The 24,587-nt window shown below is 72.1% G+C and carries 19 protein-coding genes and 1 pseudogene; 16 read left to right on the top strand and 4 right to left on the bottom strand.

Features of this window, described 5'->3' with window-relative positions:
- Nucleotides 1–19 precede the first annotated feature (19 nt).
- From AC5WS8_RS01175 to AC5WS8_RS01160, 4 genes are all read left to right on the top strand, one after another.
- Nucleotides 20–541, top strand: coding sequence for a metallophosphoesterase family protein (locus tag AC5WS8_RS01175; protein WP_496101340.1), 522 nt, complete (start codon nt 20–22; stop codon nt 539–541).
- 25 nt (nt 542–566) lie between these two features.
- Nucleotides 567–1,481 (top strand): aminoglycoside phosphotransferase family protein, encoded by a 915-nt coding sequence (locus tag AC5WS8_RS01170; RefSeq protein ID WP_496101339.1) that lies wholly within the window; start codon nt 567–569, stop codon nt 1,479–1,481.
- Between the two features lie 136 nt (nt 1,482–1,617).
- On the top strand, nt 1,618–3,687 hold the full coding sequence (locus AC5WS8_RS01165; RefSeq protein WP_496101338.1) for a GTP-binding protein: 2,070 nt from the start codon (nt 1,618–1,620) through the stop codon (nt 3,685–3,687).
- A gap of 11 nt (nt 3,688–3,698) precedes the next feature.
- Nucleotides 3,699–5,645, top strand: a complete 1,947-nt coding sequence (locus tag AC5WS8_RS01160) for a cellulase family glycosylhydrolase (RefSeq protein ID WP_496101337.1) — start codon at nt 3,699–3,701, stop codon at nt 5,643–5,645.
- Here AC5WS8_RS01160 and AC5WS8_RS01155 read toward each other — a convergent pair.
- On the bottom strand, nt 5,560–6,813 hold the full coding sequence (locus AC5WS8_RS01155) for a YncE family protein (protein WP_496101336.1): 1,254 nt from the start codon (nt 6,811–6,813) through the stop codon (nt 5,560–5,562). The genes AC5WS8_RS01160 and AC5WS8_RS01155 overlap by 86 nt on opposite strands.
- Before the next feature lie 154 nt (nt 6,814–6,967).
- Between AC5WS8_RS01155 and AC5WS8_RS01150 the strand changes: the two genes are divergently transcribed.
- Nucleotides 6,968–7,627, top strand: coding sequence for a TetR/AcrR family transcriptional regulator (locus AC5WS8_RS01150; protein ID WP_496101910.1), 660 nt, complete (start codon nt 6,968–6,970; stop codon nt 7,625–7,627).
- 98 nt (nt 7,628–7,725) lie between these two features.
- On the opposite strand, the gene AC5WS8_RS01145 is transcribed toward AC5WS8_RS01150, so the two are convergent.
- Entirely contained in the window at nt 7,726–8,091 is a 366-nt protein-coding gene (locus AC5WS8_RS01145) for a nuclear transport factor 2 family protein (protein ID WP_496101335.1), read from the bottom strand.
- Nucleotides 8,092–8,274: 183 nt separating this feature from the next.
- Here AC5WS8_RS01145 and AC5WS8_RS01140 point away from each other — a divergent pair, with 183 nt between their 5' ends.
- The 6 genes and pseudogenes from AC5WS8_RS01140 (at nt 8,275) to AC5WS8_RS01115 (ending at nt 13,328) form a co-directional block, all read left to right on the top strand.
- Nucleotides 8,275–8,568, top strand: coding sequence for a hypothetical protein (locus AC5WS8_RS01140; RefSeq protein ID WP_496101334.1), 294 nt, complete (start codon nt 8,275–8,277; stop codon nt 8,566–8,568).
- 122 nt (nt 8,569–8,690) lie between these two features.
- Nucleotides 8,691–10,148 carry an aldehyde dehydrogenase family protein gene (locus AC5WS8_RS01135; RefSeq protein WP_496101333.1) on the top strand — a complete coding sequence of 486 codons (1,458 nt, stop codon included), beginning with the start codon at nt 8,691–8,693 and terminating at the stop codon, nt 10,146–10,148.
- A gap of 268 nt (nt 10,149–10,416) precedes the next feature.
- A complete protein-coding gene (locus AC5WS8_RS01130; RefSeq protein WP_496101332.1) occupies nt 10,417–11,505 on the top strand; it encodes an S-(hydroxymethyl)mycothiol dehydrogenase in 1,089 nt (362 codons plus the stop codon).
- The gene (locus tag AC5WS8_RS01125; protein ID WP_496101331.1) at nt 11,505–12,134 is read left to right on the top strand and encodes an MBL fold metallo-hydrolase; all 630 of its coding nucleotides are present in this window, start codon (nt 11,505–11,507) and stop codon (nt 12,132–12,134) included. Before AC5WS8_RS01130 ends, AC5WS8_RS01125 begins: the two co-directional genes overlap by 1 nt.
- Before the next feature lie 103 nt (nt 12,135–12,237).
- A pseudogene (locus AC5WS8_RS01120) lies at nt 12,238–12,453 on the top strand (short-chain dehydrogenase); the annotation flags it as partial.
- A gap of 149 nt (nt 12,454–12,602) precedes the next feature.
- A complete protein-coding gene (locus AC5WS8_RS01115; protein ID WP_496101330.1) occupies nt 12,603–13,328 on the top strand; it encodes a DUF4232 domain-containing protein in 726 nt (241 codons plus the stop codon).
- Between the two features lie 61 nt (nt 13,329–13,389).
- Here AC5WS8_RS01115 and AC5WS8_RS01110 read toward each other — a convergent pair whose 3' ends face one another.
- The gene (locus AC5WS8_RS01110) at nt 13,390–15,483 is read right to left on the bottom strand and encodes an ArnT family glycosyltransferase (protein WP_496101329.1); all 2,094 of its coding nucleotides are present in this window, start codon (nt 15,481–15,483) and stop codon (nt 13,390–13,392) included.
- A gap of 475 nt (nt 15,484–15,958) precedes the next feature.
- Here AC5WS8_RS01110 and AC5WS8_RS01105 point away from each other — a divergent pair, with 475 nt between their 5' ends.
- The 3 genes from AC5WS8_RS01105 (at nt 15,959) to AC5WS8_RS01095 (ending at nt 21,866) form a co-directional block, all read left to right on the top strand.
- Nucleotides 15,959–17,626, top strand: coding sequence for an NAD-dependent malic enzyme (locus tag AC5WS8_RS01105; protein ID WP_496101328.1), 1,668 nt, complete (start codon nt 15,959–15,961; stop codon nt 17,624–17,626).
- A 221-nt stretch (nt 17,627–17,847) separates the two neighbouring features.
- Nucleotides 17,848–20,736 (top strand): bifunctional glycosyltransferase/CDP-glycerol:glycerophosphate glycerophosphotransferase, encoded by a 2,889-nt coding sequence (locus tag AC5WS8_RS01100; RefSeq protein WP_496101327.1) that lies wholly within the window; start codon nt 17,848–17,850, stop codon nt 20,734–20,736.
- On the top strand, nt 20,733–21,866 hold the full coding sequence (locus AC5WS8_RS01095; protein WP_496101326.1) for a glycosyltransferase family 4 protein: 1,134 nt from the start codon (nt 20,733–20,735) through the stop codon (nt 21,864–21,866). The genes AC5WS8_RS01100 and AC5WS8_RS01095 overlap by 4 nt, the downstream gene beginning before the upstream one ends.
- A 75-nt stretch (nt 21,867–21,941) precedes the next feature.
- Here the strand turns inward: AC5WS8_RS01095 and AC5WS8_RS01090 are convergent, their stop codons facing one another.
- Nucleotides 21,942–22,214 (bottom strand): hypothetical protein, encoded by a 273-nt coding sequence (locus AC5WS8_RS01090; protein WP_496101325.1) that lies wholly within the window; start codon nt 22,212–22,214, stop codon nt 21,942–21,944.
- Between the two features lie 140 nt (nt 22,215–22,354).
- On the opposite strand from AC5WS8_RS01090, the gene AC5WS8_RS01085 reads away from it, so the two are divergent.
- Entirely contained in the window at nt 22,355–23,032 is a 678-nt protein-coding gene (locus AC5WS8_RS01085; protein ID WP_496101324.1) for a response regulator transcription factor, read from the top strand.
- Entirely contained in the window at nt 23,029–24,402 is a 1,374-nt protein-coding gene (locus AC5WS8_RS01080; RefSeq protein WP_496101323.1) for a HAMP domain-containing sensor histidine kinase, read from the top strand. The genes AC5WS8_RS01085 and AC5WS8_RS01080 overlap by 4 nt, the downstream gene beginning before the upstream one ends.
- The last annotated feature ends 185 nt before the right edge of the window (nt 24,403–24,587 follow it).

Below are 24,587 nucleotides of genomic sequence, written 5' to 3'. Positions count from 1 at the left end.
GGGGTGACACCCTGGTGTCGTGCGCCTGCTCCTGATGTCCGACACCCACCTGCCCAAGCGTGCGAAGGAACTGCCCGCGCCGCTGCTCGCCGACGTCTCGCGCGCGGATGTCGTGATCCACGCAGGCGACTGGGTGGACGTGGCCACGCTCGACCTGCTGCAGAGCCGGTCCGCCCGGCTGATCGGGGTCCACGGCAACAACGACGGCCCCGCCCTGCGCGCCCGGCTCCCCGAAGTGGCCCGCGCCGACCTGGACGGGCTGCGCCTCGGCGTCGTCCACGAGACGGGACCCGCCCAGGGCAGGGAACGCCGCTGCGCCGAGCGGTTTCCCGACCTCGACGTGCTGGTGTTCGGCCACAGCCACATCCCCTGGGACACCACCACGGACACCGGGCTGCGCCTGCTGAACCCCGGCTCCCCGACCGACCGCCGCCGCCGGCCCCACTGCACGTACATGACGGCCGCCGTGACCGGGGGTGAACTGACGGACGTCCGGCTGCACCGGCTGCCCCCACGCACCGGAAAACCGCTGGACCGCTGACAACCCCTTCGGGTGAGATGGCCGGGTGCTGATCGATGTCGACCTCGTGCGCCGTCTGCTGACGGCCCAGTTCCCGCGATGGGCCCACCTCCCCATGGCACCGGTGGCATCCCCCGGTCTGGACAACGCGACCTTCCGGCTCGGCGAGGAACTGTCCGTACGCCTCCCGCGCTACCCGCACTGGGCCGGTCAGGTGGAGCGGGAGCACACCTGGCTGCCCCGGCTCGCGCCCCGTCTGCCGCTCCCCGTCAGCGAACCCGTCGCCAAGGGTGAACCCGGCGAGGGCTACCCCTACCCGTGGTCCGTCTACCGCTGGCTGGAGGGCGAGACAGCCACTCCCGAAGGCCTCGCCGACCCCCGCCGCACCGCCCTGGAACTGGCCGGGTTCCTGACCGCGCTGCAGTCGATCGACCCCACGGGCGGCCCCCCTCCCGAGCAGAGCAACGCCTTCCGGGGCGTGCCGATGGGCGACGAGCGGGACTCGCTCGCCTGCGAGGCGCGGGTCCGGCCCAAGATCGAGGCGCTGAAGCGGTCCGGACTGATCGACGCCGACGCGGTGACGGAGGTATGGGAGACGGCTCTCGCCGCGCCCGCCTGGGACCGGCCGCCCGTCTGGATCCACGGCGACCTCGCGGCCGGCAACCTGCTCTTGGCCGACGGCCGGCTGAGCGCCGTCATCGACTTCGGCACCCTGGCCGTCGGCGACCCCGCGGTCGACCTGCTCGCCGCCTGGAAGTTCCTGCCGGACGGGGTTCGCGGGGACTTCCGGACCGCGCTCGGTGTCGACGACGCCACCTGGGCCCGCGGCCGGGGCTGGGCCCTGGCGGGCTCCCTGCCGGTGCCCGACGACCCGTACTACCGGCAGGACCCGGCCAGGGCGCGCGCCGCCCTGCGCCAACTGGAGCAGCTCATCGCCGACCATCGGAGCGAGCGCGCCTGAAATTCCGTTGCTGTCGCCGCCGCGGTCCTGCTGGACTGCACGGGACAGAGTTGTCGAAACCGAGGAGTCCCCATGCGCACAGCGTTCATGTCCGTCCGGCAGACAACCAGCACCCACCCCGAGGACATGACGCTCTGTGCCCACACTGAACCTGGGAATCCTCGCGCACGTAGACGCGGGTAAGACAAGCCTCACCGAGCGGCTGCTGCACGCCACCGGTGTCATCGACGAGATCGGCAGTGTCGACGACGGCAGCACCCGGACCGACACCCTCGCGCTGGAGCGGCAGCGCGGCATCACCATCAAGACCGCCGTCGTCTCGTTCACCCTCGACGGCGTCACCGTCAACCTGATCGACACCCCCGGACACCCCGACTTCATCGCCGAGGTGGAGCGGGTGCTGGGCGTGCTCGACGGCGCGGTGCTGGTCGTCTCCGCCGTGGAGGGCGTCCAGGCCCAGACACGCATCCTGATGCGCACCCTGCGAAGGCTGCGGATCCCCACCCTCGTCTTCGTCAACAAGATCGACCGCGGCGGTGCCGACGACGGCCGGACCCTCACCGCCCTGGCCGAGCGGCTCACCCGGTCGGTGGTCCCGATGGGACGGCCGTACGGACTCGGCACCCGCGATGCGCACGTGGTCCCGTACGACGCCGACGACACCGCCTTCACCACCCGGCTGCTCGACGTCCTCGCCGAGCACGACGAGGAACTGCTGGCCGCGTACGTCGAGGACGCGGTGTCGCCCGACCGGCTGCGCACCGCCCTCGTCGAGCAGACCCGGCACGCCCGGGTGCACCCCGTGTTCTTCGGCTCGGCGATCACGGGAGCGGGGGTGAAGGAGCTGATCGGGGGACTCACCGAACTGCTGCCGGCCATCGAGGGCGACACCGAGGGGCCGGCCTCCGGCAACGTCTTCAAGGTGGAGCGCGGACCGGCGGGGGAGAAGGTCGCGTACGCGCGGGTGTTCTCCGGGACCCTGCGGACCCGCGACCGGTTGGTGTTCCCCGGCGGACGGGAGGGCAGGGTCACCGCCATCGGCGTGTTCGACCGGGGCGGAGCGGACCGCGAGGCATCGGTGACGGCGGGCCGCATCGGCAAGCTGTGGGGTCTGACCGACGTCCGTATCGGCGACACCTTCGGCGAGGCACCGTGCGCCGGTCAGCCGGAACACCTCTTCTCCCCGCCCACCCTGGAGACCGTCGTCGTGCCCGCCCGACACCGCGACGGAGGAGCGCTGCACGTCGCGCTCACCCAGCTCGCCGAACAGGACCCGCTCATCGCGTTGCGGCAGGACGAGCTTCGCCAGGAGGTCTCCGTCTCCCTCTACGGCGAGGTCCAGAAGGAGGTCATCCAGGCGACCCTGGCCGAGGAGTACGGACTTGCCGTCACCTTCCGCGAGACGACGCCGCTGTGCGTCGAACGGCCCGTCGGCACGGGCGCGGCGGTCGAGTTCAACAAGAAGGACTCCCATCCCTTCCTGGCCACCGTGGGACTGCGCATCGACCCGGCCCCGGTCGGCTCGGGCGTCGCGTTCCGCCTGGAGGTGGAACTCGGTTCGATGCCGTACGCCTTCTTCAGGGCCGTGGAGGACACGGTCGACGAGACGTTGGCGCAGGGCCTGCACGGCTGGCGGGTGACCGACTGCACGGTCACCATGACGCACTCGGGCTACTCCCCGCGGCAGAGCCACGCCCACCAGGGCTTCGACAAGAGCATGTCGAGCACGGGCGCGGACTTCCGGGGCCTGACCCCGCTGGTCGTGATGGCCGCCCTCAGGCGGGCGGGCACCCGGGTGTACGAGCCGGTGAACCGCTTCCGGATCGAGGCCCCGGCGGACACGCTCGGCGCGCTGATGCCGGTTCTCACCCGGCTGCGCGCGGTCCCGGAGACCACCTCACCACGCGGGCGGACCTGTGTTCTCGAAGGCCGGGTGCCGGCCGCGCAGGTGCACGAGCTGCAGCAGACGCTGCCGGGGCCGACCCGCGGCGAGGGTGAGCTGGAGTCCGCGTTCGACCACTACGCGCCGGTGACCGGCGGCGAGGTACCGAGCCGCTCGCGGACCGATCACAACCCGCTCGACCGGGAGGAGTACCTGTTGCGGGTGATGCGGAGGGCGCCGGGGCGGGCGGCGGGTGTGCGTCCTGAGGGCGGTGAACGAACCGGAGGGTGCACGGGTGTTGACATAGGCCGTAAATCGCCCTGAGTGTAATGTGCATGGCAAAGTTACGTGTGCGTCTGTGCGGCGTTCTCGTGGCTCTCACCGGCCTCGCGGCGGTCACGGGTGCCCGGCCCGCGGCCGCCGACTCCCTCCCCGACTCCCTCTGGTTCGACCCCCAGGCGTCCGCCACCCTCACCGTCCGGGGCGGCCGCTTCACCGACGGCCTCGGCCGCGAGGTCGTGCTGCGCGGCTACAACGTCTCCGGCGAGACCAAGCTGGAGGAGAACGGCGGACTGCCCTTCGCCTCCGTCGCCGACGCCCGGAAGTCGGCGACCGCCCTGCGCGTGCTCGGCGGCGGCAACACGGTCCGCTTCCTGCTCTCCTGGGCCCATGCCGAGCCGGTGCGCGGCCAGGTCGACACCGCCTACCTCGCCGCGGTCACCGACCAGATGCGCGCGTTCCTCGACGCCGGGATCCGCGTCTACCCCGACTTCCATCAGGACCTCTACTCCCGGCACCTCTTCAACCAGGGCAGCTGGTACACCGGTGACGGCGCCCCCGAGTGGGCGGTGGCCGCCGGGAACCACCCCGCCGAGTCCTGCGGGATCTGCCTGTTCTGGGGCCAGAACATCACCCAGAACCAGGCGGTGACGAAGGCGTCGTACGACTTCTGGCACAACGCCTACGGGGTGCAGGACGCCTTCCTCGCCACCGCGCAGAAGACGATGGCCTACATCCGGCAGCACCTGACCGTCGACGAGTTCGGGGCGGTCATCGGCTTCGACCCGTTCAACGAGCCCTACGCGGGTACCTACGACTCCGGGCAGACCAGCCGCAGCTGGGAACGGGACATGCTCTGGCCGTTCTACGCCAGGTTCCGCGCGCGGATGGATGCGGCGGGCTGGCAGGACAAGCCCGCCTTCGTGGAGCCGAACCTCTTCTGGAACGCCAACATCTCCAGCCAGAAGCAGGAGGGCGGACTCCTCGACGCCGGCACGATCGGCCCGCGGTACGTCTTCAACACGCACTTCTACGACCAGAAGGCCATCTCCGGCATCTTCATGTGGGGCAAGGCCGGTGACGGGCAGTACGCGACGGACTTCGGCACGGTGCGCGACCGGGCCGGTGCGCTGGGCACCACCGCGATCGTCAGCGAGTTCGGCCATCCGCTGTCCGGCTCCGTCTCCGACAAGGCGCCGACCGTGCTCAAGGCGATGTACCAGGCGCTCGACTCCCGGATGAAGGGCGCGAGCTGGTGGTCGGACCCGGCCGGCTCCGGCCCGGTGCTGTCCGGTACGCAGTGGCAGTGGGACCTCTACAACGGCCGCCACCACGAGCTGATGAACGGCAACCCCGACAAGGTCCTCACCTCCGGGGACGCCTGGAACGACGAGGACCTCTCCGCGGTCGCCCTCGACGACTCGGGTACCCCGGTGCTGCGCCAGGACGCCCGCCTGCTGGACCGGCTCTACCCGAGCGCCACCGCCGGCACGGCCCTCGCCTTCACCTACGAGGACCGCTCCCGGGACGGCTCGACGACACTGACCTGGAACCCGGTTCCGGGCTCACTGCCGAGCGTGGCGCAACTGGTGGGCTCGGGGCAGTACGGCCTGCTGGTGTGGCGCTCGAACGGATCGGCGGCGCCCACGGAACTGCATCTGCCGGCCTCCTTCCCGGCCGCGTCCACCACCGTGGTCTCCGACCTCGGCACCGCGGCGGGCCTGCCCGCCTACACCAGGTCGACCCCCCTCGCCGTGGCGGACGAGACGGGTGGCACCGGCAGCGAACGGCTCCTGCTGACCGCCTCCGGCCCGGGCGCCGTGCACTACGCGCTGGTCACCAACGGGGCGACGGCTCCGTCCGCGTCCCTGCTGGGCGCGGCGCGGACGGAGCTCTCGGCGTGGGCGGCGAAGGAGTTCAGCCGGCGGACGGACCGGTCCAGTCCGCGGGAACGTGGCCCAGGCGGACCCGCTGCGGGTGGTCGCCGACGTCCACGCTGGTGACCTTCTGGCCGGTGGTGAAGTCGATCGCGGTGACCTTGTCCGCGCCGGCCTCGGAGATGACGCAGTCCTTGCCGTCGCCGCTCACGGTCGCCCAGTACGGCGTGGACGCGGGGATCAGCGGGCCCTCCTGGAAGGAGGCCCGGTCGACGACGGTCGCGTAGTTGTCCATCGTGCCCGCGACACACAGCTTGGTGCCCTCGGGGTTCATCGAGATGCCGTGGTGGCGGGAGTCGAGGAGCCATGTGGTGCGGTCCGGGTTGGTCGCCGGGTTCTCCGGCAGCGTCTTCACCCGGGTGATCTTGTCGGCCGCCACGTCGTACTCCAGGAAGCCGTTGAAGAACGACACCTGGAAGTACAGCTTGGACCAGTCGGGGGTGAACGCGGCGGGCCGCACCGCGTCGGAGAAGTCCTTCAGGCCGATCGCGTCCAGCCGGCTGCGCATGTCGATCGTCCTGACCTGCTTGAAGGTGGTCGCGTCCACGATCGTGAGGTGGCGGTCACCCTTCGTCCAGTCCGCCGACGGGTCGTCGAGGGAGGTGGTGACCTCGCCGATGGACATGTTCCAGATGTACTTGCCGCCGCCTGTGAAGAAGTTCTCGTGCGGCTTGTCGCCCGTGCCGAACTCCCCGAGTTCCTTGCCCGTGTCGATGTCCAGCACCTGCACCTTGTTCGCCGTCGAGGCGGAGACCGCGACCTTCGTGCCGTCGGGGGAGACCGCCATGTGGTCGGCGCGGTAACCGGCCACGGGGAAACGCCAGTTGATCCTGTCGGTGGCCAGGTCGATCGACACCACGTCGGCGAAGCTCGGCCGGGAGACCACCACCGACCTGCCGTCCGGCGTGGAGTACATGTCGTCCACGTACTGGTCGTGGCCCTCACCGACCTGGTTGCGGACGGTCATGTAGGCGATCCACTTGATCGGGTCGGTGTTGATCTCCGCCAGCCGCTGCGCCTTGTCCGGGACGACGTTGATCCGGCCGACCTTCGCGAAGTCCCCCGTGGACTTGATGACATCGGCGGTCCCCTCCCAGTTGTTGCCCACGAACAGCACCTCGCGCAGCGCGGCGGCGGAGGAGTCCTGCGCGGCGGCGGCCGTCGCGGTGCCGCCGGCGGACAGAGCCAGCGAGGCGAGGAGGCAGAAGAGAGGCCGGGATCTGAGAACAGGCATGGTGGGGTCCCTGTCTTGGGGCTGAATCTGAACACGCTTGAGTTCACAGTGACTTACTGGAAAGTAAGGAGAGGGTGACCCTCTTCACAAGACTCCGTGCACGACAAAATTGAGCGAGAGGCGAACGGATCATCGAACGATGGAGGGGGCGCGGGTGGCGGGCAGGCTCAAGCGGCCGACGGGCCGGTACGGCGGCAGGACGGCCGAGGAGCGGCAGGCCGAGCGACGCCGCCGGTTCCTGGAGGCCGGGCTCCAGCTGTTCGGCGCGCGTCCCGGCTACCGGTCCACCACGGTGGCCGCGTTGAGCGAGGCGGCGGGGCTGTCGACGCGGCAGTTCTACGAGGAGTTCCACACCCTGGAGGACGTGCTGGCCGCGCTGCACCTCCAGGTCAACGACTGGGCGGAACAGGCCGCGGCCACCGCCCTCGCCGAGGCCCGCGACCTGCCGCTCGCCGAGCGGGCCGCCGCCGTCTTCCGGGCGTACGCGGCGAACGTCACCTCCGATCCGCGCCGGATCCGTATCGCCTTCGTCGAGATCATCGGAGTCAGCCCACGCCTTGAGCAGCAGCGGCTCGAACGCCGCTCCCGCTGGGTGGACTTCATCTGCGCGGAGGCCGCCCGGGCCGCCGCGCGCGGCGAGGCGGCACCGCGCGACTACCGGCTCTCGGCCACCGCGTTCATCGGCAGCGTCAACGGCCTGCTGCACGACTGGCGGGCCGGCTGGGTGGACGCGACCCTGGAGGAGATCGTGGACGAACTGGCCCGCCAGCTCCTCGCCATCCTGCGCCCGCCGGGCCGGCTGCCGGACGCCTGAGCCGGCTGACAGGCCGAACCGCTGCCCGTCGGAGGAATCCCTCCGCCCGGCGGCTCACGGGCCACCGGCCGGTCCGGGCTCTCCCCGCCGTGGTCCGCCTATTCGTCCCACACCTGGACGAGCACCTGGTCGGTGATCTTGCCGTTCCGAAGCGAGGCCATCGAGGTGGCCAGCACCCGCATGCCGTCCGGGTACTCGCAGGACTCGGTGAACGCGACATGATCGCCCTGGACCACGCACTGGTCCAGGTGGTGGGTCATGTCACGGCTGTAGACGTCGCTGAGCATCTCGCTGATCTGGTGCCGGCCGTGCAGGACCTTGGGGTGGCTGGGCTGGGTGTCGCGGTCGACGACGCGTATCTCCGCGTCGTCCGCGTACAACGACAGCAGAGCCACCGTGTCGTCTCCTTCGATGCCCCGGCGCAGAGCCTCCGTGTCGAAGCCGCCGCCTGCCGCGGTGCCCATGGTGACCTCCTCCGACGCCCTTGGAAGGCCGCGCCCGACGCTCGGCGGGCCGTTCGAGGGCCTCTGCTCCGAGCCTCCCCCCGGCGCGCGGCACCGGCAAACGCGCCGGGCGCCGGTGCGCCTCTCGGGTGAGTGGTGCCAGGAGCCCGTGACCGGGTTCCGCGAGGTGCCGTTGCTGAGGGCATGATCCCCACACGACGCATCGTCGCCGCGGTCGGTCTCGCCGTGGGCGTGGCCGGCCTCGGCGCGCCGACGGCCACCGCGGCGAACGCAGGTAGCCCCGACGCCGGCAGGCTCAACCCGGTCACCCTGCTCGACTCACTGTCCCGCAGCGGTGTCCCCGAGGACCGGCGGAACGAGATCCCGCGGCTGTCCGGCCAACTGACGGGCCTGAACCACCTGCGCGACCTCAATCAGCTCCACCAGGCCACTGATCTGGCCGCACCCGTCACGGGGGTGCTCCCGGCCGTTCAGTAGCCGGCGGCGGTGCGGGGCCCCCGTCTGTCCGCGGCCGGGGGCCTTGACTTTCCCCGAGGTCCGCCGGAGCATCGCGGTGATCGGTGAATGCGATTTCACTACGCGAACAAAAGGAAGACGCCGTGCCCGTCTCCCGCGAACTGCTCATAGGCGGCAAGGACCAGCCCGCCGCCTCCGGCCGCACCACCGTCGACGTCAGCCCGTACACCGGTGACGTGTACGCCACGGTGGCGGCCGCCGGGCCGGAGGACGTCCGGCGCGCCGTGGACGCCGCGGACGCCGCCTTCCCCGCCTGGGCGGCCCTGGCACCCTTCGCCCGCCGCGCGATCTTCCTCAAGGGGGCCGACATACTGGACGCGCGCGGCGACCAGGTGGCCGAGATCATGGCCCACGAGGCGGGCGGCACCCGGCCCTGGGCCCACTTCAACGTGGTTCTCGCCGCGAACATCCTGCGTGAGGCGGCGGCCGCGATCACCGCCCCGCGCGGCGAGGTGCTCAGCGCTCAGGAGGCGGGCGCGCTCGGGCTCGCGGTGCGCGAGCCGCTCGGCGTGGTGGCGGCGTTCGCGCCGTGGAACGCGCCGGTCATCCTCGGCGTGCGGGCCGTGGCGGCGCCGCTCGCCGCGGGCAACACGGTGGTCGTCAAACCCAGCGAGGACGCGCCGATCGCCTGCGGACTGCTCGTGGCGGACGTGCTGCGCGAGGCCGGGCTGCCGGACGGCGTGCTGAACGTGGTCACCAACGCCCGCGAGGACGCGGGAGAGATCGCCGAGACGCTGATCGGCGACGAACGGGTGCGGGCGGTGAACTTCACCGGCTCCACGGGCGTCGGCCGGATCATCGGCGAGCTCGCCGCGCGCCGTCTCAAGCCCGCCGTCCTGGAGCTGGGCGGCAAGAACGCCGTGATCGTGCTGGACGACGCCGACGTGGACTACGCCGTCGACGCCGTCACCTTCAGCGTGTTCATGAACGCCGGGCAGATCTGCATGTCCGCCGACCGGATCCTCGTCCACGCCTCGCTCGCCGAGGAGTTCACGGACAAGTTCACCGCCGGGGCCGCCTCGCTGCGGGCGGGCGATCCCGCGCATCCGCAGACCGTGATCGGGCCGCTGGTCAGCCCGTCGGCCGCACAGCGGGTCGCCGCCCTGGTGCGGGACGCCGTGGCCAAGGGGGCCAAGGTCCTCGTCGGAGGAGAGCCCGACGGCTCGGTGCACCCGGCCACCGTCCTCACCGGTGTGCCGAAGGACGCGGACCTGTACCACGCCGAGTCGTTCGGCCCGGTCTGCGTGCTGGAGACGTTCACCGCCGACGACACCGCGGCCGCTCTCGCCAACGACACCGAGAACGGGTTGACCTGCGGGATCATCACAGAGAACGCCACCCACGGACTGGCCGTCGCGCGCCGGGTGCGCACCGGCATCGTGCACATCAACGACCAGTCGGTGGCCGACGAGCCGCACGCTCCCTTCGGCGGGGTCAAGGCCTCCGGCTACGGCCGCTTCGGCGGACGCTGGGGCATCGAGGCGTTCTCCAACACCCGCTGGGTCACCATCGCCACCCGGCACGCCCACTACCCCTTCTGATCGGGCCCTCTTCCCGTTCGGCTCACACGCGCCCGGCGCGTCGAACTCACCAGCCGGGGCAGGAGGCCATCGACCGTACCCGCGCCGGGGGCGTCCGCGGCATGCGGGCGACTCTCGCCGCGTGGTCGCCCGACGACTCGATCGCGCTTCCGTGGCGCGGAAGACGTGCGGAAGACGTGCCCGCCGCGCAAGGATCATGTGTGGGGGCCGCGGTGGCCCCCGTCGGGCGCGCACGGCGCCCGGACCACCGACGGAAGGCAGCAGCACCATGGCGCAGGAAGTACGCGGCGTGATCGCCCCTGGCAAGGACGAGCCGGTGCGGGTGGAGACGATCGTCGTGCCGGATCCGGGCCCTGGCGAGGCGGTGGTGAAGATCCAGGCGTGCGGGGTGTGCCACACCGACCTGCACTACAAGCAGGGCGGCATCAGTGACGACTTCCCGTTCCTGCTCGGTCACGAGGCCGCCGGCCTCGTCGAGTCGGTCGGCGACGGTGTCACGGACGTCGCCCCCGGTGACTTCGTCGTGCTCAACTGGCGGGCGGTGTGCGGGAAGTGCCGGGCGTGTCTGCGCGGCCGCCCCTGGTACTGCTTCGACACCCACAACGCCGAGCAGAAGATGACCCTCGCCTCGACCGGACAGGAGCTCTCCCCGGCCCTCGGCATCGGCGCCTTCGCGGAGAAGACGCTGGTCGCGGCCGGACAGTGCACCAAGGTCGACCCGTCCGCCTCCCCGGCCGTGGCGGGCCTCCTCGGCTGTGGCGTGATGGCCGGCATCGGGGCCGCCATCAACACCGGGGGCGTCGGCCGAGGGGACTCGGTGGCGGTCATCGGCTGCGGCGGAGTCGGTGACGCGGCGATCGCCGGATCCTTCCTGGCGGGCGCCGCGAAGATCATCGCGGTGGACATCGACGACCGCAAGCTCACCACCGCCAGGGAACTGGGCGCGACCCACACCGTCAACTCCGGGGAGACCGACCCCGTCGCGGCGATCCGCGAGCTGACCGGCGGCTTCGGCGCCGATGTCGTCATCGAGGCGGTCGGCCGCCCGGAGACCTACCAGCAGGCCTTCTACGCCCGCGACCTCGCCGGAACCGTCGTCCTCGTCGGCGTCCCCACCCCCGAGATGAAGCTCGAACTGCCACTCCTCGACGTCTTCGGACGCGGCGGCGCCCTGAAATCGTCCTGGTACGGCGACTGCCTGCCCAGCCGTGACTTCCCGATGCTCATCGACCTGCACCTGCAGGGACGCCTGCCGCTGGAGAAGTTCGTGACCGAGACGATCGCCCTCGACGAGATCGAGAAGGCCTTCGAACGGATGCACCACGGCGACGTGCTGCGCTCGGTGGTGATGCTGTGATGACCGCCCGCATCGACCACCTCGTCACCTCCGGCACCTTCTCGCTCGACGGCGGCACCTGGGACGTCGACAACAACGTGTGGATCGTCGGCGACGACCAGGAGGCCGTCGTCATCGACGCCGCCCACGACGCCGCCGCGATCGCCGAGGCCGTCGGCGACCGGCGGCTCACCGCCATCGTGTGCACCCACGCCCACAACGACCACATCGACGCCGCCCCCGCCCTCGCCGAACGGACCGGCGCGCAGATCTGGCTGCACCCCGACGACCTGCCGCTGTGGAAGCTCACCCACCCCGACCGCCTGCCCGACCACTGGCTGGCCGACGGCCAGGTCATCGAGACGGCCGGCACCGACCTGACCGTCTTGCACACCCCCGGCCACGCCCCCGGCGCGGTGTGCCTCTACGACGCGGGCCTCAGCACGGTCTTCACCGGTGACACCCTCTTCCAGGGCGGTCCCGGGGCCACCGGACGCTCCTACTCGCACTTCCCGACGATCATCGACTCGATCCGCGACCGGCTGCTGACCCTCCCGCCGGACACCGTGGTCCGCACGGGGCACGGCGAGGCGACGACCATCGGTGACGAGGCTCCCCACCTCGAGGAGTGGATCGCCCGCGGCCACTGAGCCGACGCCCCCGGCCACCCTTCGGCACGAAGAAGCGACAGAAGATGTCCGGCTTCCGCGAGAACGTCGACCCGGGGCGGTCCCACGGACACGGAGGTCGGACATGCCGGGACCACGCGAGGGCAGGGCCGCACTCGTCGTCCGGGCGACGCACAGCGCGGGGCGGGGCAGCGCCGTGGAACCCGGCGCGGCCGGGGCCACCGTCCACGCCACCGGGCGCAGCACGCGCGAGCGGCGCTCCGAGTACGACCGGCCCGGGACCGCCGAGGACACCGCCGACCTGGTGACCGCGGCCGGTGGGCAGGGCAGTGCCGTATCACCGACGACCTCCTCCCCGCTCACGCCCCGACCGGACGCCGCGAACTTTTGCGCGTGAGCGGGCATCGGACAGGATGGACGGAGCATCCCGGCACCGTCGACGACGCGCGCGCCCGGCTCGGGCCGCCCGAGTTTCAAGGAGCAATGCACATGGCGAGCTTTCGGCGCGGCACAGCGGGCCCGGACCCCGACGGCACGGTCCCCTTCCTGACGGCGCGACGCATGGTGTCCGCGCTGGGCGCGTTCGCCGCCCTCACCCTGCTCACCGCCTGCGGAGACGACCACGGCACCGCCGGCGCTCCGCAGAAGCCGCCCGGCACGGCACAACCCGCCTCCGGCGACCGGGCGACCGGCGACGGCACCGCGACGAGCACGGGCGGCAGCTCCACGGCTTCCGCGGCATCGGGTACCCACGGCGCGTCCTCCACGGCGGCCACCGTGGGCGGCACCACCAGCAGCACCCGTTGCCATACGTCCGAACTGCGCGCGTCCGTCGGGGCGAACAACCCCGGAGCCGGGCAGGAGAACTTCCCCCTGGTCCTGACCAACCGCTCCGGGCGGACCTGCACCATCGACGGCTACCCGGGCGCCGCCTTCGTGGACGCCTCCGGCAGGCAACTGGGTCCGGACCCCAGGCGCAGCCCGGGTGGCCACACCAAGGTCACGCTGGCGCCGGGCAGGAGCGCCTGGGCCGGACTGACCTTCTCCAACCCGGGGGTCAGCGGCGCCCGCACGGCCACACCCGCGGCCGTCCTGATCACCCCGCCCGACGAGAGGGCCTCCCTGAAGGTGACGTGGTCCGGCGGCGCGGTACCCGTGTCGGGCACCTCCTCGTCGGTGTTCCTGACCGCCTTCCAGGCGGGCACCGGCGCCTGACCGGCCCTGCCCCGCGCCCCGTAACGGCGACGAGGGGCGAGCCGAGCCGCTGCCGGGCGGTTCAGCGGCCGGTTCGCGGGTCGCACCGGTAGAGCCGGAGTGGGACGGAGCCGGTGCCGCCGTACGCCGTCGGCGGCACCGCCGCGCAGTGCGTGGTGACCCAGCGGGTGATCGCGGCTGCGGTGGGGGACGGGGCGGTGACGGGGTGCTGCCCGCTCGCGTCGTACCGGGTCCTTCCGCCGTGCGGGGCCCGTAGGGCGACGTAGCGCAGTTCGCCGGAGCCGACCAGCCGGCCGAGGCCGTCGGGGGCGGGGAAGGGGACCTGCCCGGTGAAGCCGCCCATGGGGAGCACGGACGCGTCGGCGCCGATGACGTAGGGCGCGGCATCGGCCCAGTCCGGCATGGCCGCGAGGTACTTCGCCCCCTCCCTGTGCGCCGTCAGGTAGGCCAGGAGCCGTGCGCGCTGCGGCGTCAGGCGGTTCGGCCCGCCGCCCCCCGGGCGGCTGGCGGGCCCGACCCTGCCCATGCCGCCCGGCTGGTTGTAGCGCGGGGACAGCGCAGAGGCCGACCACGTGGCCGGTATCAGGAGCACCGCGGCGAGCCCCGCCGCCAGTCCCGCCACGCCTGTGCGTCGCCGCCGGGCCGCCACCGCGCGGCCCGCGCCGGTGAGTACCAGGGACAGCACGCACAGGCCGGCGGCGGCGGGAGCCGACCACCCGAAGAAGTGCCGGTAGTGCAGCGTCAGGGCCACGGCCCACAGGACGTTCGCGGCGGTCACCGCCGGAAGCACCCAGGCACGGCGGCCACCGGACCGGTGGGCCTCCCAGGCCCGCACCAGCCCGGCAGCGCTCAGCGCGGCGAGGGCCACGGCGACGACGCCCATGTAGTACGTGTGGCCGGTGACGCTGCCGAAGCTGAACGCGGCGAAGAAGGTGGCCAGCCACACGCCCCACAGCAGATAACCGGCGAGCACCGGATCGGTGCGCGGGACACGGCGGCGCCGCGCGGCGGCGAGCCCCCACAACAGCCCGCACCCGGCCAGCGGGTACAGCCAGCCCGTCTGGGTGGCCAGTCCCGGGCTGAACATCTTCAGCACGCTGTTGCCCATGCCCGGGCCCCGGTGGCGGGCTCCCCGTGCGGTGCGGCCGGTGCCGCCGCCCGCCGAAGTGCCGTGGCTCGAGGGGCTGTTGACGACCGCGTGGAGCGGGCCCGTCTCGCCGGTGACGACGCTGCCCGTGTCCGCCGCGTCCACGCCCAGCGACGTGAACCGGGTCAGGAAGTTGTAGCCGACGACCATGCCCACGGCCGAGTTGTTCGTGGTGCCGTCTATGTACGGACGTGACTGAGCGGGGACGACGGTCGCCACGGCCACCCAGGACGCCGACACCGCCACGGCGACCGCGCCGGCCGCCGCGACATGGCCGATCCTGCGCCGCAGGGTCGTGGGAGCGGCCACCAGATAGGTGACGGCCAGCGCCGGCAGCACCGCCCAGGCCTCCAGCATCTTGCACTGGAACGCCACCCCGACCCAGACGCCGGACGTCAGCAGGGTGCGCAGCCGGGCACGGGTGACGGCCCGCCAGGTGGCCTCGGCGGCCAGGAGCAGCAGCAGGACGAACGGCGCGTCCTCCACGATCGACCGGCCCAGCCCCACGGCCACCGGGGTGAGCGTCAGGAACGCCGCGGCCAGCAGTCCCGCCGGGACCCCGGCCCAGCGGCGCACCAGCAGGTGCAGCAGGAGAACGCAGGCCACGCCCTCGACCGCCTGGGGCAGCACCAGTGCCCAGGGGCGGAAACCGAAGACCAGGGCCGACAGCGCCTGCGGCCACAGGAAGCCGGGCTCCTTGTCGAGCGTGATGGAGTTGCCGGGGTCGAACGAACCGAAGAAGAACGCCACCGGGTTGTCGGTCATGCTGCGCACGGCGGCGGCGTAGAACGTGTGGTAGACGCTGCGGTCGATGCCCCACGTGTACAGAACCCCCGCGAGCGCCGCCACGGCCCCGAGCACCGGAAGCTCGTAGTGCGGCCGTGGCGGCCGCGGGCTGCGGGGAGGCGGCCCTCCGTCATGTGTGCGGCCGGCGGTGGGCGCGGTCGGCGTGCCCGCCGCCGGCGTGGCGTCGCGCGCTGCGGTCTGCTCCGAGTGAGCGCTGAGCATAGGTGGCCTTCCAGGACTGCCGCTGTCTTCTCACCGTCGCGTCGGCCCGCTGCGCGGCACGTGCGACCGGATGATCCGACTACGAAGAAGTAGGCATTCCGTGGCCGTGTTGCATGAGACGTACAGGACGTCGGTAAGAGCGTGCCCCTTTCGGACGGGCACCCGACGGGGAGATGGCGCGCGGGTGACCGGGCCGTTGCGGAAGGGGGCACAGGCGTCCGGCCCGCCCGCAGCCTTCGGTCCCGGGACGCGCGTCACGCGCGGCGTCACGGCGACGGGGAGGCGGAGCCGGTCAGCTTCGCGGGGCCCATGGAGGTGTTGTGGCCGATCGCCACGTACACGAACCAATCCGCACCCTCCCACCGGTACTCCCCGCGGTGAAGGAGTGAAGGAATACGTCCTGTCGGCCGGGTGGACGGTACGGAAGCGGGGCAAGGGGAAGAGAATGGTCGATCCCTCCAGGTTGGACCGTACGATGACGCACCTCACCGGACAGACGAACGCCCGCGGCACCGCCCTGCTCGCCGACCCGTTGCTCAACAAGGGCACGGCCTTCACCCGCGACGAACGCGCGGAACTCGGTCTGGACGGACTGCTGCCGCCCGCCGTGGAGACCCTCCAGGAGCAGGTCGCCCGCGCCCACCAGGCGTTCCTCGGGTACGACAAACCGCTCAACCGGCACATCTACCTGCGGCAACTGCAGGACACCCACGAGGTGGTGTTCTACCGTCTGGTCACCGAACACCTCGAGGAACTGCTGCCGATCGTCTACACCCCGACCGTCGGGGACGCCTGCCGCCGCTTCAGCGAGATCTACCGGCGGCCCCGCGGCCTGTTCCTGTCCTGGGAGGACCGTGACCGGTTCCGGGAGATCCTGCGCAACCGCCCGCACAAGGGCGCCGTCGACGTCATCGTCGTCACCGACGGCCAGCGCATCCTCGGTCTCGGAGACCAGGGCGTCGGGGGCATGGGCATCCCGATCGGCAAGCTGAGCCTCTACACCGCCATCGGCGGCATCCACCCGGCGCGCACCCTGCCGATCCTGCTCGACGTCGGCACCGACAACGAGCAACTGCTGTCCGACCCGCGCTATCTGGGCCGGCGGGAGCACCGGCTCACCGGCTCACAGTACGACGAGATGATCGAGGCGTTCGTCTCGGCGGTGGAGGCGGAGCTGCCGAACGCGCTGCTGCAGTGGGAGGACTTCGCCACCGTCCACGCCCGGACGATCCTCACCCGCTACCGCGACCGGCTGCTGACCTTCAACGACGACATCCAGGGCACCGCGGCGGTGGCACTCGGCGCCCTGTCTACGGCCTGCCAGGTGGCGGGTACGCCGCTGACCGAACAGCGGCTGGTCGTACTGGGAGCGGGTTCGGCCGCCGTGGGCGTCGCCGACATGATGCGCGCCGCCCTCGTGGACGAGGGACTCTCCGAGAAGGAGGCCGCGGACCGGTTCTGGTTCGTCGACGTCGACGGACTGCTGGTGGACTCGCGCGGCGATCTGACCGACGAACAGCGGGTGTACGCGCGCCCCGGCGACGAGGTGGCCGACTGGGGAGGTACCGGGCTCGCCGAGGTGGTGCGCCGTATCGAGCCGACGGTGCTCATCGGGCTGTCGACGGCGCACGGCGCGTTCACCGAGGAGATCGTGCGGCAGATGGCGTCCACCTGCGAACGACCGGTGATCTTCCCGCTGTCCAACCCGACCTCGCACGCCGAGGCCGAGCCCGCCGACCTCGCCCGCTGGACGGACGGCAGGGCGCTGATCGCGACCGGCTCGCCGTTCCCGCCGCTGGAGGTGGACGGCCACGAGGTTCCGGTGGCGCAGGCCAACAACGTGTACGTCTTCCCCGCGATGGGGCTCGCGGTGGCCGCCGTCGGCGCCACCCGGGTCACCGACCGGATGCTGGTCGCCGCCGCACGCGCCGTCGCCCGGCGGGCCGCGGAGGCGGCCGGCGGAGTTCAGGGTCCGGCCCCGCTGCTGCCGCCGCTCGGCGGCATGCGGGAGGCGGCCCGGGAGATCGCGGTGGCCGCCGCGATCGCCGCCGTCGAGGAGGGGGTGGCCCCGAAGGCGACCGAGGCGGAGGTGCGCGAGGCGGTCGAGAAGACGCAGTGGATACCGGACTACCCGGCCTGCTGACGCCGAGCAGATCACGGACCAGAGCCCTGCCGGGCCGTCCCGTCGCGGGGAGGAGCGGCAGGGCGCCGCCCCCCGCAGTGGCCCGCAGGGCTGCGGTGGCCGGGGGCGGAAACCCGGCGCACCCCCGTCCGCGGGACGCCTTCGCGGACACCGCCGAACCCCTGCGGTGACGGGGCCGCCGCCCGGAGAGTCGTCGATCCGAGACGAGAGGTGCCGTGCCGATGGATGCCCATGAGTCGGACGGGGCGGAACCGGACATCAGCGTCGTCGTCATCGTCTACAACGACGCCCCGCGCCTGCCGGCAGCCGTGCGTTCCGCGCTCGGTCAGACGTTGCGCAACGTGGAAGTCGTCATCGCCGACGACTGTTCGACCGACGGGTCGTACGACGTGGCACGCTCCCTCGCCGCCGCCCACCCCGGCCGGGTGCGCGTGGTCCGGCTGGCCGAGAACAGCGGAGGCTGCGGCGAGCCCCGCAACCAGGGCCTGGCCGTGGCCCGCGGCCGCTATGTGATGTTCCTGGACAGCGACGACGCCCTCGAGAGCAACGCATGCCGCAACCTGCTGGAAGCGGCCGACCGCACCGGCGCCGACCTGGTCTCGGGGCTGTGTGTGCGGGTGTACACCGACAGCAGACACGACAAGCGGATCCCCTGGTACCCGTGGCTCTACCGGTCCACGCGCACCGTCGAGTCCATCGCCGAACTGCCGGACCTCTTCGTCTTCGACACCCTGTCGACGAACAAGTGCTACCGGCGCGCGTTCCTCCTGGAGAACGGGCTCGCCTTCTTGCGCGGCGTCCACTACGAGGACCTGCTCTTCTCCGCCCAGGCCTACCTCGCCGCCGGACGCATCACCGTGATCCCCCACACCGTCTACTTCTGGCATGTCGTCGAGAAGGCCACGGCCAAGTCGATCAGCAACCGGCGGCACGAGATCAACAACTTCGCCGACCGGCTCGCGATCCACCGCCGCATCGACGAGGTTCTGCAGCGGCACGGCCTGGACGAGCTCAAACTGCGCAAGGACGCCAAGTTCCTCAAGCACGACCTCGCGCTCTACCTCCGCGACCTGCCGTTCCTCGACGACGGCTACCGCCACCGGTTCGCCCGGCTGGCGCGCGGCTACATCCAGGACTTCCCCGAGGCGGCGTACGCCGAGCTCGACCGGGTGCACGCCATCTGCGCCTACCTGCTGGTGCGGGAGGACTGGGACACCCTGATGCCGGCCGTCGACACGCTGATCAACCGCTCCAAGATCTCCACGCCGCTCGTCGAGCGCGACGGCCGTATCTACTGGTGCGACCGGTACCTCGACGACCCGAGGGCACGCGACATCATGGATGTCACCGCCCTCGGCCACCACGGCAGAGAGCTGGACGGGATGCTCCTGCGCAACGCGCTCACCGGATACGCCGTGCACGGCGACCTGGTGGTGCTCGAGGGCGCCGTGGTCAACCCCCTGCGCACCGTCCCCCCTCACGCCCGCCTCACCGCCGAGCTGGAGTTCCGGGCCCGTCGCCGCAGCGTGCAGACCTTCCGCTTCCCCGTGACGGCGGTACGTCACGCCGGCGACACCCTCACCTGGCGCGCCGCCGTCCCCCTGACCGCACGCTTCCGGCCGGTCGGCGTCGTCGACGAGGTGTGGGACGTCCGGCTGCACCTGACAGCGGACGGCAGGCGCACCACGACCCGCATCACCGCCGGGAACGTCGACCTGGAGAACTCCGCGCCCGTGCCCGTACGCCCCAGGCTCGGCCGGTTCGTCGCCGACCGGCTCGAACCGCAGGTCTCCGCCAAGGGCCACCTGGCCTTCCGGCTCACCCAGCACGGCCCGGCCGCACGGCGCGGCCGCGCGCTCGTGGACCGCCACCTGCACGGCTCCGCGGCCCGGGCCGTCAAGGGCACCTACATCGCCGTGCGGGCCGTGCGCAGGGACCTGGCCTCCCGTTCGCGCAAGGCGCAGGCCTACCACCGCATGCTGCGGCTCCTGCCGGTCCGCAAGGGCACGGTCGTCTTCGAGAGCCACCTCGGCAAGCAGTACAGCGACAGCCCACGTGCCATCCACGAGGAGCTGCGGCGCCGCCGGGTGCCCGTCACCGCGATCTGGTCCTACGAGGGCGAGGGGCCCGAAGGGTTCCCGGAGGACGCCGAACTCGTCCGCCGCTGGTCCTGGCGGTACATCAGGGCGCTCGCCCAGGCCGAGTTCTGGATCGACAACCAGGGCTTCCCGCTCATGCTCCGCAAACGTCCGGAGACCACCTACATCCAGACCTGGCACGGCTCCGCCCTGAAGCGGATGGGCTTCGACGAGCCCTCCCACCGGGTGATGTCCGAACCCGAACAGCGCGCCTTCCAGCAGGCACTGGACCGCTTCGACCACTTCCTGGTGCGCACCGAGCACGACGTGCGCACCCTCGCCCGCGCCTACCGCATTCCCGAGGGGAAACTGCTGCGTACCGGCTACCCGCGCAACGACGCCCTCGTCCGGGCGGCCCGCGACCCGCAGTCGGCCGAGCAGGCGGTGCGCCGGCTCGCCGAGCGCCTCGGCATCCCTCCGGACAGCCGCGTGGTGCTGTACGCGCCCACGTTCCGCGCCCGCCCCGACGGAGGCGTACGCGACTTTCAACCGCCCTTCGACCTGGAGCGCTTCGCCGACCGCTTCGGCGACCGGTACACGCTCCTGGTCCGCGCTCACTACCTGAACCGGGTCACCCTGCCTCCGTCGGTGGCCGGCCGGGTGATCGACGTGACGCGGGAGCCGGACATCACCCCGCTGCTGCTCCTCGCCCACGCCCTGGTCACCGACTACTCCTCCATCATGTTCGACTACGCCCTGCTGCACCGGCCGCTCCTCTTCCTCGCACACGACTGGGAGGAGTACTCCCAGGACGTGCGCGGCACCTACTTCGACCTGTTCGAACAGGCCCCGGGCCCGGTCGTGCGCACCGAGGACGCGCTCTTCTCGGCGCTGTCCGACCTGCCCGCCCTGACCACGCGGTACGCGGCACGGCTGAAGGAGTTCGTGGACAAGTACGGCGAGTACGACCGCGGGGACGCCGCGGCCCGCGTCGTGGACCGTTTCTTCGCACCTGGGGGAGAGGGCCGATGACAGCCCGTCAGATCTTCTTCGTCGCCAACGAGGTCAACGAACTGGGGGGAGTCGGCCGCTGGCAGACCCAGATGGCCCGGCTGTTCGCGGAGCGCGGCCACCGGGTGACGATCATCGGCGTCTCCCCGCCTCAGGTGCCGATGACCCTCGGCGACGACCCGCCCTTCGAGACGCACACCCTGTACGAGAGGCGTCCCCCGGCCCGTCGCCGGGCACGCCCGCTGCCGGGCCTGTTCGACCCCGCGGTCCGGCGGTGGGAGGCGGACCGGCGCGCCGCCGCGGAGCGGCTGTCCCGCTTCTTCCGCGCCGCCCGGCCCGGCGCCGTGGTCATCGTGACCCAGGTCTGGGCGATGGAGTGGGTGGCGCTCGCGGACACCGCCGGGCATCCGGTGATCGGCATAAGCCACGAGTCCTTCGAGGCCTCCCGCTCCTCCTCGCGTTTCGAGCGGGTGCTGACGCACTACAGGAACGTGGACCGGCTGCTGGTCCTCACCCGGGAGGACGCCGACCTGTGGGTGGGCGAGGGCCTGAACAACGTCGGCTTCATGCCCAATCCGCTGCCGCTGACACCCGGCACCCCGTCACCGCGCACGGAGAAGGCGGTGGTCTGCATCGGTCGGCTCAGTCATGACAAGGGTGTCGACCTGCTGCTGGACATGTGGGCCGAGGCCGCGCCCAGGCAGCCCGGCTGGACCCTGCGGATCCATGGCGCGGGCGAGAAGGAGACCGAGTTGCGGCAGCAGTGCGCGGAGCTGGGTCTGGACGACTCGGTGGAATGGGCGGGGCAGACCGACGACGTGGCCCAGGCGCTGCGACGGTCCTCGGTGTGTGTGCAGTCCTCCCGCAGGGAGGGCTTTCCCCTGGCGCTGCTGGAAGCGATGGCTTGCGGGGTGCCGTGCGTGGCGTTCGACTGCTCACCCGGCGTGCGGGAGATCGTCCACGACGGCGAGGACGGGCTGCTGGCCCGCCACGGCAACACCTCGGAGCTGGCCCGCCACCTCGTGCGGTTGATGTCCGATCAGGGGCTGCGCGACGCGATGGGGGAAGAGGCGCGGCGGAACGTCCGGCGTTTCGCCCCGGACGTGATCACCCGCCGGTGGGAGGAACTCTTCGACCTCCTGGAACGCTGACCCCCCGGCGGGAACGCCGGTGCCGGTCCGCCCGGCGGGGCGCGAACCGGCACTCGGTGCGATGGTCAGGAGCGGTCAGTACTCCCCGTGGTCGTAGCCACCGTGGTCGTACCCGCCGTGGTCGTAGCCGCCGTGGTCGTGGTCGTAGCCGCCGTGGTCGTACCCGCCGTGGTCGCAGTCACCCCACCAGCCCCAGTCGTCGCAGCCATGGTGGTTGGTCTGGACGGAGGGGTGGGTCGTCGTGGGGGCCACCGTCGGCGTGCTCGCCATCGCGACCCCGCTGCTCGCCGCGCCGGCCAGCAGCATCGTGCCGGCGACCAGTGCAACCCTGCGTCGGACGCTCGTCATCGTGTCCTCCTTGGTCACGGGCATGGAGGCCCGAATTGTCCCGTTCCGTTCCAGATTGGGGCAAGCTCCCTGAGAGGAGGCTGAGAGCAGTCGACGCGCGGCCGTGACCGCGCCTTCGTAGGGTGGAGGAGAGGTCGGGCATGCGCGTGCTGGTGATCGAGGACGAACGGGGACTCGCCGCGGCGATCGCTCAGGGGCTCGCCGCGGAGGGCTTCGTCACCCGTGCCGTCCATGAGGGCGTCGACGGCCTGTGGCGGGCCGTGCACGAGCCCTACGACGTGATCCTGCTGGACCTGATGCTGCCGGGCATCTCCGGGTACGAGGTGCTCAAGCGGCTGCGGGCCGCCGGCGTGTGGACGCCCGTGCTGGTCCTGACCGCGAAGGACGGTGAGTACGACGAGGCGGACGCCCTCGACCTCGGTGCCGACGACTACCTCAGCAAACCGTTCTCGTACGTGGTCCTCGTCGCCCGACTGCGGGCCCTGCTGCGGCGCGGGGCGCCGGCCCGGCCCGCCGTGCTCGCGGCGGGCGACCTCGCCCTGGACCCCGCACGGCGCCGCTGCCGCCGTGCCGGCCGGGAGATCACCCTGACCGCACGCGAGTTCACGCTGCTGGAGTTCCTGCTCCGGCATCCCGACGAGGTGATCAGCAAGACGGACATCCTCGACCACGTCTGGGAGGAGAACTTCGACGGCGACACCAACATCGTCGAGGTCTACATCGGCTATCTGCGGCGCAAGATCGACGTCCCCTTCGGCCGCCGGACCATCGAGACGGTGCGGGGGGCCGGCTACCGGCTCGACGCCGCCGGGAGATGACCGTGCGCGTCCCCGCCCCCACATGGTGGGCCCGGTGCTCCCTGCGCCTCAGACTGACCGCAGCGGCCGCCCTCGTGATCGCGGCCGCCCTGGTGGGCGCGGCCTGTCTGCTGGTCGTCTGGCTGCGCATGAGCCTCATCACCGGTCTCGACCAGGCCGCGCTCCAGCGGGCCGAGGTCATCGCGGCGAGCGTCGACACGGACAGTCTCGCCCGCGTGCTGCCGCCCTCCGGCAGCGGTGACACCGCCGTCCAGGTCGTCGACGCCCGGCACGTGGTGCGCTCCAGTTCCGCGAACCTCGAGGGCCGGCCCGCGTTGTTCGCCTTCCGCCCGTCCTCGTCCGGCACGGCCCACACGGTGCACGGACTGCCCCTGAGCGGAGACGGGACCTGGCGGACGGTCGCCCTCGAGGCCGGGAACGGCGAACCGATGACCGTGTACGTCGCGGTGCCCACCGCGGCCGTCGACCACAACCTGGCCCAGCTCACCGTGGGCCTCGCCATCGCCGTACCGCCGGCCGTCGCCCTGCTCACCGGCGTCTGCTGGCTGCTCACCGGCCGGGCGCTGCGCCCCGTGGAGGCCCTGCGCGCCCAGACCGCCGAGATCACCGCCTGCGACCTGGGCCGCCGCCTCGACGTGCCCCCGGCCGACGACGCCCTGGGCCGGCTCGCGCGGACCCTCAACGACCTGCTGGCCCGGCTGGACGTCGCCACCCAACGGCAGCGCCAGTTCATCGCGGACGCCGCGCACGAGCTGCGCTCCCCGCTGAGCAGCCTGCACACCCAGCTGGAGGTGGCCGTCCGGCACCCCGCCACGGCCGACTGGGCCACCCGCGGGCCCGCTCTCGTCGAGGAGAGCGAGCGGCTGTCCCGGCTCGTCGACGACCTGGTGCGGCTGGCCCGCCAAGACGCCCGGCCCCGGCTGCGCATGGGCCCCGTGGACCTGGACGAGATCGTCTTCCACGAGGTCCGCCACGCGCGCCGGCACACCTGCCTCGTCATCGACCAGACCGCCGTCGGTGCGGCCCGGGTGTACGGCGACGGGGACGCTCTGGCCCGCGTCGTGCGCAACCTGTTGGACAACGCCATCCGGTACGCCGTCCGGCGGATCGAGGTCAGCCTGGGTGTCCGGGACCGCACCGCGCAGCTGATGGTCGCCGACGACGGCCCCGGCATCCCGGAGGCCGACCGCCGCCGCGTCTTCGAGCGCTTCACCCGCCTGGACGGGGCCCGCGCCCGGGACACCGGGGGAAGCGGCCTCGGCCTCGCGATCGTCCACGACGTCGTCGCCGCGCACCACGGCCGCATCGCCATCGAGGACAACGCCCCCGGAGCCCGTGTCGTGGTCCGCATCCCGGCGACCGACCTGTGAGCGGCGGCCGGGGCATGCGCCACCGGGCGTGGACACTGTGCCCCTGATACTTCGGATACTTCACCGTCTTGTCACAGTGTGAGCATTACCACAACCGCCTGGGCCCCCTGCCGGTCTAGCGTGCAAAGGACCACAGAACACGACAGACCGCAGACCGGACGCAGAACACAGGGAAGGCAGGGGCC

This window comes from Streptomyces sp. PTL18 (assembly GCF_059510295.1).
Note: the sequence above shows the minus strand (reverse complement) of the source record. Positions and strands in the feature narration are given on the sequence as shown.

Excerpts from the sequence above, each read along its gene's own strand:
- AC5WS8_RS01100 (WP_496101327.1), top strand. The coding sequence starts at position 17,848 with ATGGATGCCCATGAGTCGGACGGGGCGGAACCGGACATCAGCGTCGTC.
- AC5WS8_RS01160 (WP_496101337.1), top strand. The coding sequence starts at position 3,699 with ATGGCAAAGTTACGTGTGCGTCTGTGCGGCGTTCTCGTGGCTCTCACC.
- AC5WS8_RS01090 (WP_496101325.1), bottom strand. The coding sequence starts at position 22,214 with ATGACGAGCGTCCGACGCAGGGTTGCACTGGTCGCCGGCACGATGCTG.
- AC5WS8_RS01110 (WP_496101329.1), bottom strand. The coding sequence starts at position 15,483 with ATGCTCAGCGCTCACTCGGAGCAGACCGCAGCGCGCGACGCCACGCCG.
- AC5WS8_RS01145 (WP_496101335.1), bottom strand. The coding sequence starts at position 8,091 with ATGGGCACCGCGGCAGGCGGCGGCTTCGACACGGAGGCTCTGCGCCGG.
- AC5WS8_RS01130 (WP_496101332.1), top strand. The coding sequence starts at position 10,417 with ATGGCGCAGGAAGTACGCGGCGTGATCGCCCCTGGCAAGGACGAGCCG.
- AC5WS8_RS01140 (WP_496101334.1), top strand. The coding sequence starts at position 8,275 with ATGATCCCCACACGACGCATCGTCGCCGCGGTCGGTCTCGCCGTGGGC.
- AC5WS8_RS01155 (WP_496101336.1), bottom strand. The coding sequence starts at position 6,813 with ATGCCTGTTCTCAGATCCCGGCCTCTCTTCTGCCTCCTCGCCTCGCTG.
- AC5WS8_RS01080 (WP_496101323.1), top strand. The coding sequence starts at position 23,029 with ATGACCGTGCGCGTCCCCGCCCCCACATGGTGGGCCCGGTGCTCCCTG.
- AC5WS8_RS01105 (WP_496101328.1), top strand. The coding sequence starts at position 15,959 with ATGACGCACCTCACCGGACAGACGAACGCCCGCGGCACCGCCCTGCTC.
- AC5WS8_RS01095 (WP_496101326.1), top strand. The coding sequence starts at position 20,733 with ATGACAGCCCGTCAGATCTTCTTCGTCGCCAACGAGGTCAACGAACTG.
- AC5WS8_RS01085 (WP_496101324.1), top strand. The coding sequence starts at position 22,355 with ATGCGCGTGCTGGTGATCGAGGACGAACGGGGACTCGCCGCGGCGATC.
- AC5WS8_RS01115 (WP_496101330.1), top strand. The coding sequence starts at position 12,603 with ATGGCGAGCTTTCGGCGCGGCACAGCGGGCCCGGACCCCGACGGCACG.
- AC5WS8_RS01125 (WP_496101331.1), top strand. The coding sequence starts at position 11,505 with ATGACCGCCCGCATCGACCACCTCGTCACCTCCGGCACCTTCTCGCTC.